The following is a 19,106-nucleotide window of genomic DNA, read 5'->3' as shown; positions in this document are numbered from 1 at the left end:
TTTTTGTCATTCAAAAGAAAAGTTTTACCTTTGCACCCGCTAATACGAGATATTGGCACAATTCAAATCATTAACATTAAAAATTTAACGTTTAAAAATGGCAACTAAAATCAGATTGCAGAGAAACGGACGCAAGAGCTATGCGTTCTATTCAATTGTTATTGCAGATGCAAGAGCACCACGTGATGGTAGATTTACTGAAAAAATTGGTACTTATAACCCGAATACCAATCCTGCCACAGTAGATTTGAATTTCGAACGTGCACTATACTGGGTAATGTGCGGTGCGCAGCCTACAGACACAGTCCGTAACATTTTGTCTCGCGAAGGTGTTTACATGAAGAAACACTTGATGGGCGGTGTTGCTAAAGGTGCTTTCGATGAAGCAACTGCAGAAGCTCGCTTCAACGCTTGGAAAGAAAACAAGGAAGCTGGTCTGGCAGCCTTGAGAACAAAAGAAGAAGAAGCTAAGAAAGCTGACGTTAAGGCACGTCTGGAAGCAGAAAAGAAAATCAACGAAGAAATTGCCAAGAAAGTAGCTGAAAAGAAAGCTGCTGAAGCTGCTGCAAAAGCAGAGGCAGAAGCTGCCGCTAACGCTGAAGAAGCACCGGCTGCAGAAGAAGCAACAGAAGCTCCGGCTGAAGCTTGATTCTTTTCTTCCTAAAGGAATTAATATAAAGGTGTGTATGCCAAGATGGCCTGCACACCTTTATTTTTTATGGCCCCAATCACTTTATCTTGTCATACTGGTCATTGGCATTGATTTCCTTATAGGCAGGCGCATCAATCATTTCGACCAAAGCGCGTAAGACAGGTCCCTCTCCCATCGGATCATTCTCTTGGGTAGGACGGTTATAATAGAATGTCAGTGAAGGCATGATGCCTGTGCCGACACAAATACCAGATACATCCCCTTCCTTACTGATCATCGTCATCATACCTTTCAATCCTTGCCAGGCAACATAAATATAATCAGGATCCAGCCATTTTTCCTTGACTCCCTTCGCTATGCCAAAGACAAACATGGCCGTACCGGTAATCTCTTCATAAGAATCTTCCTTGTCCAATAACTGGTGCCACAAGCCGTTCTTCCCCTGGTAACGAACCACACCACTCGCCTGCATCCGGAAATTCCGGATTACATCGGCACGCATGGGATGATTATCGGGCATACGGGCCAGCAGATCGGCCGTAGCCATAAATATCCAGCCATTGGCCCTCGACCAATGTGCCACACCATGCTCTTTCGTATCGGTATGATAACAATGGTAATACAAACCTTTCCCGGCACACCACAGATAGCGGGTATAGTTCAAGATCTGGTTGGCCGCATCGGTAAAATAGGAAGTATCACCTGTCGCCTCCCCCATACGGGCCAGGAATGAAATGGCCATGAATGCATCATCCGCCCACACCGTATTTTCATGAGGCCAGATACGGGCTATTGTACCGTCGGCCAGACGTGGTTCGGAAACCTTCAAATGACGATCGGTCGTTTCAATATATTTCCGGAAAGCTTGGTTAGGATGACGCTTTTCCAACACGACCAGACTGGCTCCCATCGGTCCGTTATCGTCCAGACGTTTGTTCCTGTAAATCATGTGCCAGTTCAATCGCGTTATACCTCTCCATCCTTTCTCTTTGAACGTCTGGTCATACAGGCGCCGGAAATAATCCTGGTTTTCGCCGTTGAAAATAAATTCCATATTCTTCAGAACAAAATTTTCATACCGGCTGTCCTGAAGTTTGTCACCCAACTCCATCAAAGCCAGGTTGGTAACGCCATTGGTGTAGTGCCAGTTCAGGTATTTGCTGCTCACACGGATGTCCGGATTCAACGGTACACCCTTCAACGAAGCATAAACCTTACCAGTCTTTACATCCTTGAAATCATAAGTTGTCGAAGCAATGATACGGTCGGCAATCTTGACCGCCGTTTCCCGTGCATCCTTATTGGTCTGAGCCGATAAGGAAACTGCCCCCAAACATAAAGCAAATGTAAAATGATGGATTTTAAGCATAATTTGTCTATTTTACATGGTTAAAGTCAAATATCCGACAATATAAGAAAAATCCCGGCAGCTTTGATAAACTTCCGGGATTTTCAAACATAATACAATTGAAATCATTTCCGCTTGACAAAATAAACAATAGTCGGCAGATGATCACTATAACCGTTCATCCATCTTCCTCCCGCTTGTGTACGAAGCGGATATCCTTCGTATTTTCCATCCTGCTGAATCAGGAAATCGCGTCTGAATATCTCGTGCTCCTTGAAACGGAAGTTCTTTTTCTTCCCTTTCAGGAGGTTTCCGGTAAATACAATCTGATCAAAAAGATTCCATTTCCCACGATATTTCAAAGTTCCTTCACCTCCAGCCAAGGTATTCCACCATGGATTATACAAATCCGATTTGCCGACTTCTTTCATTTCTCTCTTGGCTCCCAGAGCCTCAGCCATACTCTTATCCATCGGATCATCATTCATATCGCCCATAATGACAATCCTCACATCCGGATCCAGCCGCTGCAAGGAATCTTTCAAGGCACGGACCTGGACTCCGGCTCTTTCACGCGCAGACGATTCGGCCCCACGTGAAGGCCAATGATTCACAATAAAGGCGAAATGCTCACCATCCAGCATACCGTCGGCTATCAGGAAACCTCTGGTTTTATGAACCGTATCATTCAAATACACATAAGGTACCAATTTGCTGTTCCTGAGTTCGAACATCTCCGGATTATAAAAGAAGGCACAATCAATCCCTCGTTGGTCCTCCCCTTCATAATGGATAATCCGATATCCTCTCCCCGACAAAGCCGGCTGCTCCAACAAATCTTCCAGCACATCCCGGTTCTCAACTTCCGACATACCGATGATGGCAGGACCTTCACTCACCTTATCGGTAGCCAGCAGACTCAATACCGTTGACATATTCTTCAGCTTCGACTGATACTTTTCCTCCGTCCACTGGTTTTTCCCATCAGGCAAGTATTCATAGTCATTCTTACCCTCATCATGAGAAGTATCAAAAAGATTCTCCAAGTTGTAGAAAGCCACGCCATAAAGAACGGTCTTCTTGTTTTGGGCATAGCCTGAAACCACAAACAGCAGAAAGCACAGACATAGCCACATCGTTTTTCTTACCATAAGCCCTTATATAAAAACGAGGAGGACTTTTTTGAATTTATCCTCCTCGTCACTATTAATAATCTATTTTTTAGTCAATCACATCCAAAGCTTCCAGGAGGTACTTGCCTTGTTCCTCATCCCACATGATGGTTGCCTGATACTTGAATGTTCCGTTGCTGGCGTAAATCGGTGAAATGACTTTATAGTTCACATATTGTCCGTCCTGTTCTACCGGTCCCGGATATTTCAATTCAACAAATTTCACCAGACCTTCCTTTACACGTTCCATACAATAGGCATCTGCTTCATCTTCCGACATTCCGGCTAAAGAACCATCTACATCATAGTATTTCTGACGCGTATATCCCTTAGCATTCCAGTTGCTATAAGCAGAACTTGCACCATAATAATACTCACCTTTACCCACTTTCTGAGTATCCAAATATCCTGGATCGAAGTTTTCAGTCACATAGTCTACAATCAGCTGGAAGTCAGCTTCCTGCATAGTGACAGTCACATACAGCAGGTCGGAAGGTACAGTACGCTTGAACACCCATTCTCCGCCCTTGAAGTCATATTCGTCCACTTCAGTCTTCATAATATTCGAAGAACGTTGTCCCTTAATCAAAATATTATCAAGCTGTACGGTTGTTGTCACTCCCGAAGCAGAACCTCTATATACAAAAGCGATATACACACTCTTTCCGGCATATACGTCAAGTGGCATTTCACCTACAGAAACAAGGTTCTGAGATTCGTTTCCTGCAATATCAAAATTAACGGTCACATCATCCCAGTGAGTATTCTTATTGGTTATGCTTCCTTGGTTCCCTTGAAAATCATCCGAAATGTAAACGGTCAAAGCGTCACCTGCATAATAACGGAAAGCCGCATCAAAACTCAATACATCACCTTCCTCTATCTTCACCTTAGGAGATATGAACCAAGCCTCCACCTCACCTTCAGCACCATAAGCGCTGACTTCCGTATAGGTATTGGAGCTGTAAGAGCCATCATACCAAAGCACTTCACCCTGGGTGGCATAATTCAGCCATCCGTAAATATCCGTAGGGTCTTTAGTAATGACGTTCCTTTCCAGGTCTACATCCAGCGCTACGACTTCCTGAATTTCAGTCTTCTCCTGCTGATAGGAAACCGAAGCCATGGATCCCTCTGCACACGTAAAATATTTTTTATTAAGCCAAGGGATAATCTCATCTTTGGCACTCTCCCCTTCCTTAAAAGTCTTTTCCGTATACTCTACCGTATACTTGCTGGCACTTTCCGCTTTAGGTTCATCAAAGCCTTCAAAATATTTTTCATTATAATCACATGCCGTAAATCCTATAGACAAGGCAGCAAGCAATAATATCCGATTCTTTTTCATATCCGAATTCTATTTATTTGGATTAAAAATTCACTTTCAGTCTAATGTTGTAAGTACGGCCAAATCCGTAGAAGATGCCATAAGCACTTTCCCAATCATGATTAGACCCATCTGTAGCATCAGTAATATATTCCTGGTTGAACAAGTTATTGATATTACCCGACAAAATAGCATTCAGCTTTCCTATATTGAAACGATAGCTTGCATTCAAATCGAAGACATAAGCCGAAGGCATACGCCATGGAGTTTCATAAACTAGGGTCTTGTTTACATTATAGGTCAGATCACTGGAATTAATACTCCAGTCTGCATAATTACGGCCGAAGAATGTACAATCCATACCTACCTTCAAATCTTTCGACAACTTCACGTTAGCCCCCAAAGCCGCTGTGGTCTGAGCCGACCCTCCGACCTTCACACCATCCAAATCCAGCTCTGACCAGGCATGATCTTCCGCCATAATGCCTGACGCTTCAACAAACTCGCCGTTCTTGTAAGCCAAAGGCTGTCCTAATGAATTATAAAAATATCCTTTAGGAGTGCTGCTCCAACGCCAATTACCGATAGAAAACATACCTGTAATATCCAACCATCTGAACGGTTTGGCAACAAAATCAAGCTCAATACCCTGATGAGTCGCATCCACACCGGTCATATTGATCGTGGCACGGTCTATCTGGATTCCTTCTTCATTTTCTATACCTACCGAAGCTGCATTAGTCTTGTCAAACCATTGGGTATGATACAGGTTCAGGTTAGCAGTAAAGTACTGGGAACGGAAACCATATCCTAATTCAAAAGAGAATATCTTTTCATTCACCGCATCCGGGTTTGTGGCATTACTTGTAGTACTCTGCAAGAAAGCACCTCCAGAGAAGAAAGGAGCACGGCTGATATAACCTATATTAGCAAAAACATTATGATACTTGTTGATGTTATAGTTTGCACCACCCTTTATGGTATATCCCAGGAAGTTGACGGTCTCCGACTTTGCATGGGCCTCATCATAATAGAAACGGTCATAGCGCCAATAACCGGTATTAGACAATGAACCGGCAAGGAAGGCACTGATATTATCCTTATTGAATTCAGCCTGGGCAAACACACCTTCCGACATGGCATAACCGTCATAATCACGATATACCACATCGCCGACTCCCAGTTTCTGAGTCGCATATCCAGGATTAGCAGCGGCAGCATTGACCGAAGCGTTCACCTTTGCACGTGATTCATCCAGGAAGAACTCACCACCGTACAGATCGACCAGTTCATTTGTATGTGTCCCTTTATAATAACGATAATCTATACCTCCATAGAAATCAATGTACTTGCCGAATTTGGTAGTATAAGTAGAAAGCAATCCATACCAGTTATGCTCATTGATACTCTTTGACATCGCCATCAAAGATCCGTTTTCACTGCCTCCGTTCAAATCATAAATCTGATCGTATGCAAACGTTCCGTCAGCATTACGGAAGTAAGTATTCAATGTCCCTTTATAAGAGCCATACCACATATTTCTATAAGTGGTCCCGTTTTCATCCTTTCCATATCCCTGTCCGGAATATCCATATCCACGGCCGATGGAAACGTAAGCAACGGTACTCAACGAAGATTTCTCATTGATCTGCCACTGATGGTTCAATGAGATCTGCGGTTTATGATAAGAATTATAAGAAGATGTCTTACGCTCTCCGTTAAGGCCGAATCCATAAGTAGGATTGTAGCGGTACGGACTCTTGTCACCCATAAAGTTCTTTACCTGTTGCCAGCCTTTGATGCTCAAACCGTCGTTATTGTTACGCTGGTTGTGCCATTGTGGAGCCGCAAATGCCGTAAACGACAATTGATGATCATCATTAATGCGCTTGGAGATATTCACAAAATAATTATATCCTTCAAAATCGGTACCTTGGATATATCCATCCCCCCAAGTCTTACCGCCTAACAAAGTCAACGCCCAGCCGGTTTTAGACAACCCTGTAGAAACATGGAATGTAACTTTGTTATAACCGTCATTACCCATGGCATACGAAACGGAACCACCTTTCTTCTGGTCAATGGAACGGGTGATGATGTTGATAGAACCACCCACGGAAGGAGCCGAAACCTTGGAAGCACCCAGACCGCGCTGTGTCTGCATACTCCGTGTCACATCACTCAAACCGGCCCAGTTGCTCCAATAAAGGCCTCCCCATTCCATATCATTCATAGGAATACCGTTTACCATTACAGCAATGTTTTCCGACTTAAATCCACGCATATTGATTTTAGAGTCGCCATAGCCACCACCTTGTTTGGTAGCGTAAACTCCTGGGGTCGCCTTCAATATTTCCGGGAATTCCTGTGTTCCAAGTTTCTCCTCAATGAACTCAGGAGCTACAGTCGATACCGCAACCGGAGTCTTGCGCGCTACCGCAATAGAAGAAGTGATCACCACATCGCTCAGTACATGCGCATCAGGCTGCATGCCGATGATACCCAGATCCACATTGCCTTTTTGGGTAACTCTCATTGTGATGTCCTTATAACCAAGATACTTGATCTCAAGAGTAGGATTGGAAGAGTTAACCTTCAGAGAGAAGAGCCCATCCATGTCAGTCACTGCACCCAGAGTAGATCCTTTCACTGAAACCGTTGCGCCGATCAACGCATCATTCGTCTCAGCATCTACAATTTTACCTTTCAACGTAGCCTGAGCTACCGCTGTTACAGTACAGCATAAAGCCATGACTGCAAAAGCCAGGAATTGCTTCAGATGTTTTTTCATACGTAATACTTAAATAGTTTTTGTGAAGAAATTAAAATTGTAGACAAATATAGTAAAAACCGCGAATTTTAAAGGCCTTTTTCCCTGCATATTTATTTGAATTATTTGTATTTAACTACCAAATGTTAACAAACGGGCCACATTAACAAATCATCCGGAATCAGATTGAATCCAGATAGCATCATACGAAAATAAATTCGCCAGAAAATGCCTGATAATCTTAGAATCAATCGCTACATGAATAATTTTCATTACAAATCATAAAGTGAAAACAAAATGTAACAATCCGGATGAAGGTTACAAAAGAAGAACAAACAAATCTCCACCGTACAACATCAATGCCAGACGTCTCCGAACAACTTGAAATTTCGTTCCGGACAACCTGACGTTCCACACGAAAGAACTTGATGTTTTCAACGGAAATTCTTGATCTTTCCTGAAAACGCCTTGATGTTTTCAGGCGATACTGAATTTGTTATCCGGAATTTGATAACTTTGCACCTGAAGCTTAACAAAAGAAGAAACATGGCTAAAGAAAAAACCGTATATATCTGTACCAATTGCGGATATGAATCTCCCAAATGGGCAGGCAAATGTCCGTCATGCGGACAATGGAACACTTTTACCGAAGAACTGGTGCGCAAAGAGGCACCTGTCGCCAAACACGTGGCCCATGGTATCGAACCGGTACGGTCAAAACCGCAAAGGCTGCATGAAATCAACTCCAGTGAAGAGCAGCGCATCGACATGAATGATGCGGAACTGAACCGGGTGCTGGGAGGCGGACTGGTAGAAGGCTCGCTCACTCTGATAGGAGGTGAACCCGGCATCGGCAAATCGACCTTAGTGCTGCAGACGGTGCTGAGGCTGAACGGGAGAAAGGTCCTGTATATCTCGGGAGAGGAAAGCGCACGCCAACTCAAGCTGCGCGCCGCCCGGATTCCACATCCCGATAACTCCGAACTGCTGATAGCCTGTGAGACTTCATTGGAACAGATATTCACCCACATCAAGAATACGGTGCCCGACCTGGTCATCATCGACTCCATCCAGACCATCTCTTCCGAGAACATCGACTCCTCACCCGGAAGTATCGTACAGGTACGTGAATGTTCGGCTTCCATCCTGAAATTCGCCAAAGAAACAGGGACACCGGTCATCCTGATAGGACATATCAACAAGGAAGGCAGCATCGCCGGGCCTAAGGTTCTGGAACACATTGTCGACACCGTATTACAGTTCGAAGGCGACCAGCATTATATGTACCGCATCCTGCGGAGTATCAAGAACCGTTTCGGAAGTACGGCCGAACTGGGTATCTACGAGATGCGCCAGGATGGCTTACGCCAAGTAAGCAACCCCTCCGAGCTGTTGCTCACCCAGGACCATGAAGGCATGAGCGGTGTGGCCATTGCCGGAGCGATAGAAGGGGTACGCCCCTTCCTCATCGAGGTACAGGCTCTGGTAAGTACAGCGGCATACGGCATGCCCCAGCGTTCGGCTACCGGTTTCGACCTCCGGCGCATGAACATGCTGCTGGCCGTGCTGGAAAAACGGGTGGGATTCAAGCTGGCACAAAAGGATGTGTTCCTGAACATTGCCGGCGGACTGAAGGTAAACGATCCGGCAATCGACCTGGCTGTCATCAGCGCCATATTGTCCAGCAACATGGATGCCGAAATTGAAACGGGTGTATGCATGGCAGGAGAAGTGGGGCTGAGCGGAGAAATACGTCCGGTCAACCGCATCGAACAGCGCATCGGTGAAGCGGAAAAGCTGGGCTTCACCCGCATGCTCATACCCAAGCACAACCTTCAGGGACTGGACCGCAAGAAAATCAAGATCGAACTCATACCGGTAAGGAAAGTGGAGGAAGCCTTCCGGCAACTGTTCGGATGAATCCGGACCGGACAGCCCAATATATTCACCCGGACTGACTTTATATCCATTCTTTGCTTTATCTTTGCAAAAAAATATCATTATGATCCACGAATACCAACTCCGCATTCTGCCCGAACAGGCAGCCGACGAACACTCACTCAAACGCTACATAAGCAGTGAAAAAGGGATGGACATCCGTACCATCAACGCCGTACGTGTACTGAAGCGCAGCATCGACGCTCGTCAACGTACCATTTTCATGAATGTCAAGGTACAGGTATTCATCAATGAAGAACCGTCTGAAACCGAATATACCCGGACGGAATACAGGAATGTGGAAGGGAAGCCCGGAGTGATTGTGGTGGGTGCCGGACCGGGAGGGCTTTTCGCCGCGTTAAGGCTCATCGAGCTCGGATTGCGCCCCATTGTGGTGGAACGTGGAAAGAATGTACGTGAACGGAAGGAAGATCTGGCCAGGATAAGCCGGGAGCACAAGGTCAATCCCGAATCAAACTACAGTTTCGGCGAAGGAGGAGCCGGAGCATATTCCGACGGCAAGCTCTATACCCGGAGCAAGAAACGTGGCAGTACCGAAAAGATTCTCAATGTATTCTGCCAGCATGGTGCCAGTACCTCCATCCTGGTAGACGCCCATCCGCACATCGGTACCGACAAGTTGCCACGCGTCATAGAGAACATGCGTAACACGATCATTGCCTGTGGAGGCGAGGTCCATTTCCAGACACGCATGGATGCGCTGGTCATCGAAAAGGAGAAAGTCATAGGTATCGAGACAAATACCGGAAAGGTCTTTCGCGGACCGGTCATTCTGGCTACCGGACACTCCGCACGCGATGTTTACCGCTGGCTTTTCGCCAATGGGGTGAAACTGGAAGCGAAAGGGCTGGCCGTAGGAGTACGTCTGGAACATTCCTCACACCTGATCGACCAGATACAATACCACAACAGAAACGGCAGGGGAAAGTACTTGCCGGCAGCCGAATACAGCTTCGTCCAACAGGTAGACGGGCGGGGTGTATATAGCTTCTGCATGTGCCCGGGAGGTTTCGTGGTGCCTGCGGCAAGCGGCCCTCACCAATTGGTGGTCAACGGCATGAGTCCAAGCAACCGGGGTACACGATGGAGTAATTCGGGAATGGTGGTGGAAATACGTCCGGAAGATCTTTCGGATCCCACATTGCAGGTACAGGGATACGAACCGTACCCGGACTCAGCAGAAACGGAAACGGCAGAACTGATAAGCCGTACAGCCGATACCGGCAGTAACGGTGTACACACTCTCGCCATGATGCAGTTCCAGGAACAGTTGGAACAGATTTGCTGGCAACAAGGGAACATGCGCCAGACGGCGCCGGCGCAACGCATGGTGGACTTTACCCGCAAGAAACTCAGCTATGACCTGCCCGACACGTCCTATAGTCCGGGACTGGTATCCTCTCCGCTTCATTTCTGGATGCCTCCGTTCATTGCCGGACGACTCAGTACAGGCTTCCAGCTGTTCGGAAAAAGCTCGCGCGGATTCCTTACCAATGATGCCGTAATGATTGCGGTAGAAACCCGTACCTCGGCACCGGTACGCATTGTACGTGACAACGAAACCTTGCAGCATGTAACGGTAGAAGGACTGTTTCCGTGCGGCGAAGGGGCCGGATATGCCGGAGGTATCGTTTCGGCAGGCGTAGACGGTGAACGATGCGCCGAAGCAGCGGCGAATTACCTGGGTATCGGCACCGGAACCGGCTCTGAGAAATGAAACCTGTCTGAAACAAACCCATATCCGTAAAATTATGTCCGAAATAGCCATTGTAGAACCGAACACCCTCACCGCCCTGGGACTGCGCACCATACTGGAAGAGCTCATCCCGGCAGCATCCATCCGTGTATTCCCCACATTTGAAGCACTGATCGATGATACTCCCGACATGTACGCACATTATTTCATCTCCAGCCAGATCTATTTCAGACATACTTCGTTTTTCCTGCAGCGCCGGCCGAAAACCATTGTACTCTCGGCAGGCGAACAGCCTCTGCTGAACGGAGTCCCTACCCTGAACCTGCACCAGCCGCAAGACAGACTGGTAAAATCCATCATGCAACTGCGGGGATACGGACACGAAGGCAGACCCCATCCTGTTTCCAGCAATGTACCGGCCGACATGGAGCACGAACTTTCCCCCCGGGAAATCGAGGTACTGATACTCATCACCAAAGGAATGATAAACAAGGAAATTGCCGAAAGGCTGAACATCAGTCTCACCACCGTCATATCTCACCGCAAGAACATCACAGAAAAACTGGGTATCAAATCAGTATCGGGACTGGCCATCTATGCGGTACTCCACGGATATGTAGACCCTGACACCATCTAAACACCCTATCAGACAAAATCCTCATTTATTAGGATTGTACATCTTTAGAGTATATCTTTACTTTGCAGCCGGAAAATTGATATGTACAAAACAGGTATACTGATGAAAAGACTTATAATGACCATCCCGTCGGTTGTCCTGGCCGCTTCATTGGCCATGGCTTCCCCCGACGACGGAAACATGGGCAACGACCTGCCTAAAGATACGACAAAAGTCATTGACATAGAAGAGATTGTGGTGATAGCTACCCCTAAGGAAAACAACCGTTTGCGCCAGCAGCCTGTATCATCCACTTCATTCTCGCAGGACGAAATGCGTAACCGGTCGGTAACCTCCATCAAATCCCTTTCCAACAGGGTCCCTAACCTGTTCATCCCCGATTACGGTTCCAAACTCACCACTTCGGTCTATGTGCGGGGAATCGGATCCCGTATCAATACTCCGGCCGTGGGCCTGTATGTCGACAACATCCCCTTCATCGACAAGTCGGCTTTCGATTTCAACTATTCCGACATCGAACGGATCGATGTACTGAGAGGTCCGCAGGGAACCCTGTACGGACGCAACACCATGGGCGGACTGATCCGTGTATTCACCAAATCGCCATTCAGCTATCAGGGAACGGATGTACGACTGGGTGCAGCCACCTATAACAACTACAAGGCATCGGTAACCCATTACCACCGTATTTCCGAACGTTTCGCCTTTTCTTCCGGAGTATTCTATGAGCACAAAGGCGGTTTCTTCCAGAACAGCCTTACCGGCAAACGGGTGGATACCGACAATGAATTCGGAGGCCGTATCCGTGCCATCTGGCTGCCTTCGGAAAACAACCGGCTGGATTTTACCGTTAATTATGAATATACCAACCAGGGAGGATACCCGTACCAATACATGGGCCGTACCGACGGAAAGGAAGAAGACCGTCCGCAGGACCTGGACAAGATCAACTACAACAGTACCTGCGGATACAAACGTAACCTGATCAATGCCGGACTGAATTACGAATATCAGGCCGACAATTTCATATTGAGCAGCGTCACCGGCTTCCAGTACCTGTATGACCAGATGAACCTCGACCAAGATTTCACGTCGCAGGACCTTTATACCATGATGCAGAAACAGAATGCAAAGACGGTAAGCGAAGAGCTGGTTCTGAAATCGAAACCGGGAAAACGCTGGCAATGGATTACCGGAGCAAGCGGGTTCTACCAGTCACTGCACACACAGGCACCCGTCACCTTCCGTTCCGACGGTATTGCCTGGCTGAACGGTATGATTAATACCTACGGCAACCAATACATGCCTGTCATACAAGTAGGCCCGATGAGCATGAACATGCAGTTCAGCGACAACATCAAAGGTGACGAGCTGCTTATAGGAGGCGACTTCGACACGCCTGTACTGAACGGAGCCGTATTCCATCAGTCTACATTCAATGATCTGTTCGGCATGGAAGGCCTGTCACTTACTGCCGGCCTGCGTCTGGATTATGAGAAGCTTACATTCAATTACCATACAGGCTACGATTTCACCCATACCTACGGACTGAAAGGTGTACTCAGCCCCATGAATACGGTGATTGAGATGATTCCGGAAGCCGATTACCAGGCAAGCAAATATTACATAGGAGAACTCACGCATGACTACGTGCAGCTGTTACCCAAAGTATCACTCCAATACCAGTTCAACCGGCATGGCAATGTCTACATTACGGTATCGAAGGGATACCGCTCGGGAGGATACAACATCCAGATGTTCTCGGATATTCTGCAGAACGACATGCAGAGCAGCATCATGAAGGATGTAGCCGGTGTCACCGTACCGGCGGTAGAAGGAATACCCATGATTCCGCAGGAGACGAAAGACCAGATAACCGGAATCCTGAACAAGCTGGCTACAGAAACCGCCACCGATGTGAGAGCCGCTACCTTATACAAACCTGAATATTCATGGAACTATGAAGCAGGAAGCCATCTGGACCTGCTCGACGGAAAACTCCAGACCGACATAGCCGCTTTCTATATGGATACACACGACCAGCAGATTTCCCGTTTTGCCGAAAGCGGACTGGGCCGTGTTACAGTCAATGCCGGAAAAAGCCGGAGCATGGGATTTGAAGCCGCACTGCGTACGCAGATTACGGACGCTCTCAGTCTGGACGGAAACTATGGCTATACCTATGCCACCTTTACCCGCTATACCCTCAGCGATACCGAGAACTACAACGGGCATTACGTGCCTTTCGTTCCCAAACATACCTTCAGCGTGGGCGGACAATACATCATCCGGTTGAAGCAGTGTACATTACTGGACAACATCACCTTGAACGCCAACTACAATGCAGCCGGACGGATATACTGGACTGAAAAGAATGACGCCAGCCAGGCCCTCTACGGAACTCTGAACGGGCGTATCAATTTCAACAAAGGAAACGGACAGATAGCCTTATGGATCAACAACGCACTCAACAAGAAATACGAAGCGTTCTATTTTGAAAGCATGAACAGAGGCTTTGCACAATACGGACGGCCACTGCAGGTAGGCATTGATCTCCGTTGCCGCTTCTGACCCGAACAACACAATACACAATGGAGTGAATTCAGTAGCTCCAGCATCCATATACATTAAAATAGTTTAAAGAGAACCCGCGATACGCGGGTTTTCGTATTTTTACTGAAAATTTTTGTATTACGACAACTGATAACGATACAGAATCCATCCATGAAAAGTCTTCTATACCTGCTTCTGTCATTATTCATAACCGGACTGACTGCCTGCTCGGGCAGCCATGCACACCGTTCCGAATCCATAGACCAGCAAGTATATACCCTGTTGGAAAAAGGCCGGCAACACGAAAAGGCCTCACAAATAAAGGAAGCACTGGTCTGTTACTGGGATGCCCTTGACTTGCTCCAGAGCGGGCGTGACACGGTACTGAAAGCACAGACTTATAACCGGCTGGGAGATCTTCTCTGCAGCTACGGACTTTACGAAAAAGCTGTTGCGAGCCACCGCGAAGGGTACAACCTGGCCCGCCGCCTCACCGACCAGACCCTGCTCTGTGAAACCACCCGGCGGCTTACCCTCGACTATACCCTGCTCAACCGGAACGACACTGCCCGCTACTTTCTGGAACTGAACAACCGCATAGCCCGTCAGAACAATCTCACGAAACTGCTTCTTCCGGAAGACAAAGGCCTCGGGAACCTGGCAGGAACACTGCTTCCTGAATCCAGAAGCAACCTGTATGACAGGGAACGGCTGCTCGACTGGGAGGCCCGTTACAAGCAGCAGAAATCCGAATTACAGGCAGCTCAAGCAGAAACAAGAAAACAGCAACAGCTCACCGTCTTCCTGGGAACAGTCCTGATTCTGCTCACACTTCTGGCTGCAGTATACCGCAAGAAAAAGAAGGAGCAACAACGGTCACTACAAGCCAGCCGTATATCGTCCGAAGAAAACCGGCGGTTGTATGAAAAACTCAACTACCACCTGCAACAGGAAAACAAAATAAAATTGCAGGAAGAAGAACTGCGGAAACGTGAAAAGGCCTTACTGTCCGATGGAAGTACAGAGGTAGTGAACCTATTGAACCGGATGAAAAATGCCCCTACATACCAGCCCGTACAAAACAAAGACGAATGGAAGCTGTTGAAAGAGTTTACGGAAATACTCTATCCGGGATATGCCGACCGGCTGGCCCGGACCGACGGACTGACAGAACGGGATATCGAACTCTGTTATCTGACCAAACTGGGATTCACCACCAAACAACTGGCTGTCTTTTATGGTATCTCCCCCGGATCGGTTACCAAAGCCAAGTTCCGCCTGCAAAAGAAACTGGACATGGATGAATGTGAAAAGACGGGAACAAATACCGGAGAAAGAGCGTAGAAATCCGGCATACAAAATGCAGATGTCCGCATAGGATAGAATTCCCATACACCATAATACGCTATTTATCAATATATTATATAATAATATCGCCAATGCGAATGTCCGGCCCTGTTCCTTCACCATTTCCGACGTACCTGCTAACTTTGCCTTCAAAAACAAAGTTATGCAACATTATCAAACCGTCAACCGTATATGTGGCTGGAGCTGCTTTGTCATTTCAGCTATCGTCTATGTACTTACCGTAGAACCTTCGGCCAGTTTCTGGGACTGTCCCGAATTTATCCTTTCGGCAGCCCGACTGGAAGTGGGACATCCGCCCGGCGCACCGTTCTTTATGCTGGCCGGTAATCTGTTTTCCCATTTTGCCCCCGACGCTACATATATAGCCTATTGCATCAATATCATGAACGCCCTGCTTAGCGCCGGCTGTATACTTTTCCTTTTCTGGAGTATCACCCATCTGACCGACCGCCTGCTTCCGGAACAGAATCCAAAGACAGACAAATGGAGAATGGCAGCCGTCATGGGAAGCGGTTTCGCCGGAGCGCTGGCCTATGCGTTCAGCGATACCTTCTGGTATTCGGCTGTAGAAGGTGAAGTCTATGCCTTCTCGTCCTTTCTCACTGCCCTCTCGTTCTGGATCATACTGAAATGGGAAAATGAAGCCGATTCCGTCCGGAGTGACCGCTGGATTATCCTGCTGGCCTACATCATCGGATTATCGATAGGAGTCCATCTGCTGAATCTGCTCTGCATACCGGCCATCGGACTGGTTGTCTACTATCGGAAAACTCAGAAACCCGGCAAGAAAGGTACAGCCATAACTCTCTGCCTGTCGTTCCTGATCATGGCAACGGTACTCTACGGGATTATGCCGGGAGTAATGAAGGCAGCCGGACTGTCCGAACTGCTGGCTGTGAACGTACTCCACCTGCCCTACAATCTTGGCATGCTCATCTATGTCGCAATACTGGCAGGATGCCTGATATGGAGCTGTACCGAAAGCCGGAAGGGAAGCTCACCTTTACGTATGTGCATAGCTCTGCTAGCTGGTATCTGCCTGTCGGGAATCACTCTCCAGGGCAGTACCGCAATCATCATATCAGTAACGCTTCTGACAGCCGGACTGGTATTCGGCCTACTTTATCCGAGACTGAAGAGAGCTGCTGCTCCGGGTATATGGCGCATACTGCATATATTCAGCTTCAGCCTGCTGATGATCATGACCGGATATGCTTCATACGCCCTGATCATCATCCGTGCTACAGCCAATCCACCCATGAACCAACAGTCGCCCGACAATCCTTTTGCCTTGAAAGGATACCTGGCACGTGAACAATACGGTGACATTCCTCTGCTGTATGGCCCTACTTTCGTATCACCGCATGCATGGGAGGAAAAAGACGGCTATCTCACAACCCGATACAAGGAAGGAGAAACGGAATACCGCCGTATAAACCAACTGTGCGATACAGACGAAGAACGTTATGTGGCAACCGGACACAAGATGACTCCGGTATACCAGCCGGAAACCTGTGTATGGTTTCCACGTATGTACAAAGAAGAATCGGCCGACGGGTACCGCTCCTGGCTGGGAGAACTGCAAGGCAAGACCGTCACCTACCATGACAAGATTTCGGGAGAAGATACCCGCATTGTCATCCCTTCCTTATGGGACAATCTGCGGTATCTCATATCCTACCAGATCAACTTCATGTACTGGAGATATTTCCTCTGGAATTTCGTAGGTCGACAAAATGACATACAAGGTGTAGGAGAGACAGAAAACGGCAACTGGATTACCGGATTCGGATTCATCGACAAGTGGCTTACCGGTAATGTCAAGGACCTGCCCGACTCCATGCGGAACAATAAAGGCAGAAACGTATATTTCGGGATACCTCTGCTGCTGGGGGTGGCCGGACTGTTCTGGCAGATACGCCAAGGACGGAACGGACAGCGGCAATGTTCTGTCATCTTCATGCTATTCGTAATGACGGGACTGGCCATCATCCTTTACCTGAACCAGACACCGGCCCAGGTAAGAGAACGTGATTACGCCTATGCCGGATCCTTCTATGCCTTCGCCATCTGGATAGGAATGGGGGCAGCCGCACTCTATACTTTCCTGAAAAAGAAATGGAATACCCGCAAAGCATGCCTGGGAGTACTGGCTGTTGCCATACTGGTTCCTATACAGATAATCAGCCAGACATGGGATGACCACGACCGCAGCGACCGCTACCTTTGCCGTGATACCGGATACAACTACCTGAACACCTTGCCGGAAAAAGGAAATCCCATCCTCTTCGTCAACGGCGACAACGATACATTCCCCTTGTGGTATTCTACCGAGGTGGAAGGCGTACGCAGAGATGCCCGGGTATGCAACCTGATGTATCTGACCGGAGGATGGTATGTAGAACAGATGCGGCAGCCAGCCTACTCCGCCCCCGGCCTGCCGGTATCCATACCGAAAGCGTTCTGCCGTGACGGCGTGAACGACTATGCCCGCATCAATCCGGTCATCGGAACAAAAGAAGATGGGACACCTGTCCGTATGAAAGACGAAATCGAGAAGATTTACCGGGAACATCCCGAAAGTAAACCGTTCGGAGAAGATCCGTGGGAATGGAACAACATCGTGAAGTACTGGCTCACATCGGACGATGAAAGCATGCGGTGCATCCCTACCGACGAGATCCACATTCCAGTCGACAAAGAAGCAGTACGGCGTTCGGGCATGACTACCCCCCCGGGAACAGAAATTCCGGATACGATGGTTATCCGGCTCGGCAACAGGAATTACCTTACCCGCAGCGGAATCATCCTGCTGGACCTTATCCGGCAATGTAATTGGGAACGGCCTCTGTATGTAGCCATCAGTGTCAATGTCAACGAATATCTGGATCTCTCGGACCATCTGCTGCAGGAAGGGATGGCCAACCGAATCGTTCCTTTCAATACCGGTGACCGGAAGCTGGACGCCGAAAAGATGTACCAAAACATCACCCGGAAATTCAAATTCGGCGGATTGGAAAACCCCGACCTGTACCTGGACGATTCCAATTTATCCATGGCCCTTTCCCTGCAGCGTTGCATTACAGAAACAGCCGAAGAACTTCACCGACAGGGGAAAGATGCCGAAGCACGTAACATCCTGACTATCGGCGAACAGCATATCAGACATCCGCAGGTATTATCCGACCCCGACAGCTATAGCTACCGGGCCGGTGTCCTGACCACACTCCTGGGGGATAAAGAAAAAGGAAGGAAACTTTGGCAATATACCTACGACAACCTTTCGCAGACCGTCAACTGGTACAACAGTCTTCCCGACCGCAAACTTTGGCTGAGTGAAAAAAGCATGGTACGTACACTTTATCAGTGGGACACCGTTATCCGGGTGGGAATATCCGGAGACATACTTACGCACGACCAGGACCTGTACGACTATATCCATCAGCTTCAGCTGGCCGAAAAAAGGCTGACACAATGCGGCAGCCCATATGCCTCCTTTGTAAAGGACCTGCTCCAAAGCTATTTACAGCCCGATACTGGAAAGGAAAAGAAATAAGTCATGACTTCGTCCGAAAGAAATTTCGGTATGTCCCGGACCTACAATGACACAAATATCAGAAAACA

11 protein-coding genes are annotated in these 19,106 nt (G+C 47.8%); 7 read left to right on the top strand and 4 right to left on the bottom strand.

The genetic code is table 11. The annotated features are described in order from the left end of the window. Positions 1–97: 97 nt before the first annotated feature. The gene (locus BQ7489_RS06860; RefSeq protein ID WP_072530412.1) at positions 98–649 is read left to right on the top strand and encodes a 30S ribosomal protein S16; all 552 of its coding nucleotides are present in this window, start codon (positions 98–100) and stop codon (positions 647–649) included. A 79-nt stretch (positions 650–728) separates the two neighbouring features. Here BQ7489_RS06860 and BQ7489_RS06855 read toward each other — a convergent pair whose 3' ends face one another. The 4 genes from BQ7489_RS06855 to BQ7489_RS06840 form a co-directional block, all read right to left on the bottom strand. After that, on the bottom strand, positions 729–2,021 hold the full coding sequence (locus BQ7489_RS06855; protein ID WP_072530411.1) for a glycoside hydrolase family 88/105 protein: 1,293 nt from the start codon (positions 2,019–2,021) through the stop codon (positions 729–731). A gap of 104 nt (positions 2,022–2,125) precedes the next feature. Then, positions 2,126–3,151, bottom strand: a complete 1,026-nt coding sequence (locus BQ7489_RS06850; RefSeq protein ID WP_072530410.1) for an endonuclease/exonuclease/phosphatase family protein — start codon at positions 3,149–3,151, stop codon at positions 2,126–2,128. A gap of 70 nt (positions 3,152–3,221) precedes the next feature. After that, complete coding sequence (locus BQ7489_RS06845) at positions 3,222–4,520, bottom strand: choice-of-anchor J domain-containing protein (protein ID WP_072530409.1); 1,299 nt, start codon at positions 4,518–4,520, stop codon at positions 3,222–3,224. Between the two features lie 22 nt (positions 4,521–4,542). Next, positions 4,543–7,290 carry a TonB-dependent receptor gene (locus tag BQ7489_RS06840; protein ID WP_072530408.1) on the bottom strand — a complete coding sequence of 916 codons (2,748 nt, stop codon included), beginning with the start codon at positions 7,288–7,290 and terminating at the stop codon, positions 4,543–4,545. 525 nt (positions 7,291–7,815) lie between these two features. Here BQ7489_RS06840 and radA point away from each other — a divergent pair. The 6 genes from radA to BQ7489_RS06810 all read left to right on the top strand — a co-directional run bounded on the left by radA (position 7,816) and on the right by BQ7489_RS06810 (position 19,038). Next, the gene (gene radA, locus BQ7489_RS06835) at positions 7,816–9,189 is read left to right on the top strand and encodes a DNA repair protein RadA (protein WP_072532054.1); all 1,374 of its coding nucleotides are present in this window, start codon (positions 7,816–7,818) and stop codon (positions 9,187–9,189) included. Positions 9,190–9,271: 82 nt separating this feature from the next. Beyond that, positions 9,272–10,945, top strand: coding sequence for an NAD(P)/FAD-dependent oxidoreductase (locus tag BQ7489_RS06830; protein WP_072530407.1), 1,674 nt, complete (start codon positions 9,272–9,274; stop codon positions 10,943–10,945). A 34-nt stretch (positions 10,946–10,979) separates the two neighbouring features. Next, positions 10,980–11,561 (top strand): helix-turn-helix transcriptional regulator, encoded by a 582-nt coding sequence (locus BQ7489_RS06825; RefSeq protein ID WP_072530406.1) that lies wholly within the window; start codon positions 10,980–10,982, stop codon positions 11,559–11,561. 102 nt (positions 11,562–11,663) lie between these two features. After that, on the top strand, positions 11,664–14,132 hold the full coding sequence (locus tag BQ7489_RS06820) for a TonB-dependent receptor (protein WP_239496925.1): 2,469 nt from the start codon (positions 11,664–11,666) through the stop codon (positions 14,130–14,132). Between the two features lie 153 nt (positions 14,133–14,285). Further along, entirely contained in the window at positions 14,286–15,458 is a 1,173-nt protein-coding gene (locus BQ7489_RS06815) for a helix-turn-helix transcriptional regulator (RefSeq protein WP_072530405.1), read from the top strand. A gap of 166 nt (positions 15,459–15,624) precedes the next feature. Beyond that, positions 15,625–19,038 (top strand): DUF2723 domain-containing protein, encoded by a 3,414-nt coding sequence (locus tag BQ7489_RS06810; RefSeq protein WP_072530404.1) that lies wholly within the window; start codon positions 15,625–15,627, stop codon positions 19,036–19,038. The last annotated feature ends 68 nt before the right edge of the window (positions 19,039–19,106 follow it).

Source organism: Bacteroides ilei (assembly GCF_900128495.1).
Lineage (GTDB): Bacteria > Bacteroidota > Bacteroidia > Bacteroidales > Bacteroidaceae > Phocaeicola > Phocaeicola ilei.
The sequence above is the reverse complement of the archived record's forward strand: the minus strand, read 5'-3'. Positions and strand labels throughout refer to the sequence as shown.

Excerpts from the sequence above, each read along its gene's own strand:
- BQ7489_RS06815 (WP_072530405.1), top strand. The coding sequence starts at position 14,286 with ATGAAAAGTCTTCTATACCTGCTTCTGTCATTATTCATAACCGGACTG.
- BQ7489_RS06855 (WP_072530411.1), bottom strand. The coding sequence starts at position 2,021 with ATGCTTAAAATCCATCATTTTACATTTGCTTTATGTTTGGGGGCAGTT.
- BQ7489_RS06820 (WP_239496925.1), top strand. The coding sequence starts at position 11,664 with ATGAAAAGACTTATAATGACCATCCCGTCGGTTGTCCTGGCCGCTTCA.
- BQ7489_RS06845 (WP_072530409.1), bottom strand. The coding sequence starts at position 4,520 with ATGAAAAAGAATCGGATATTATTGCTTGCTGCCTTGTCTATAGGATTT.
- BQ7489_RS06825 (WP_072530406.1), top strand. The coding sequence starts at position 10,980 with ATGTCCGAAATAGCCATTGTAGAACCGAACACCCTCACCGCCCTGGGA.
- BQ7489_RS06850 (WP_072530410.1), bottom strand. The coding sequence starts at position 3,151 with ATGGTAAGAAAAACGATGTGGCTATGTCTGTGCTTTCTGCTGTTTGTG.
- radA (WP_072532054.1), top strand. The coding sequence starts at position 7,816 with ATGGCTAAAGAAAAAACCGTATATATCTGTACCAATTGCGGATATGAA.
- BQ7489_RS06810 (WP_072530404.1), top strand. The coding sequence starts at position 15,625 with ATGCAACATTATCAAACCGTCAACCGTATATGTGGCTGGAGCTGCTTT.
- BQ7489_RS06860 (WP_072530412.1), top strand. The coding sequence starts at position 98 with ATGGCAACTAAAATCAGATTGCAGAGAAACGGACGCAAGAGCTATGCG.
- BQ7489_RS06830 (WP_072530407.1), top strand. The coding sequence starts at position 9,272 with ATGATCCACGAATACCAACTCCGCATTCTGCCCGAACAGGCAGCCGAC.
- BQ7489_RS06840 (WP_072530408.1), bottom strand. The coding sequence starts at position 7,290 with ATGAAAAAACATCTGAAGCAATTCCTGGCTTTTGCAGTCATGGCTTTA.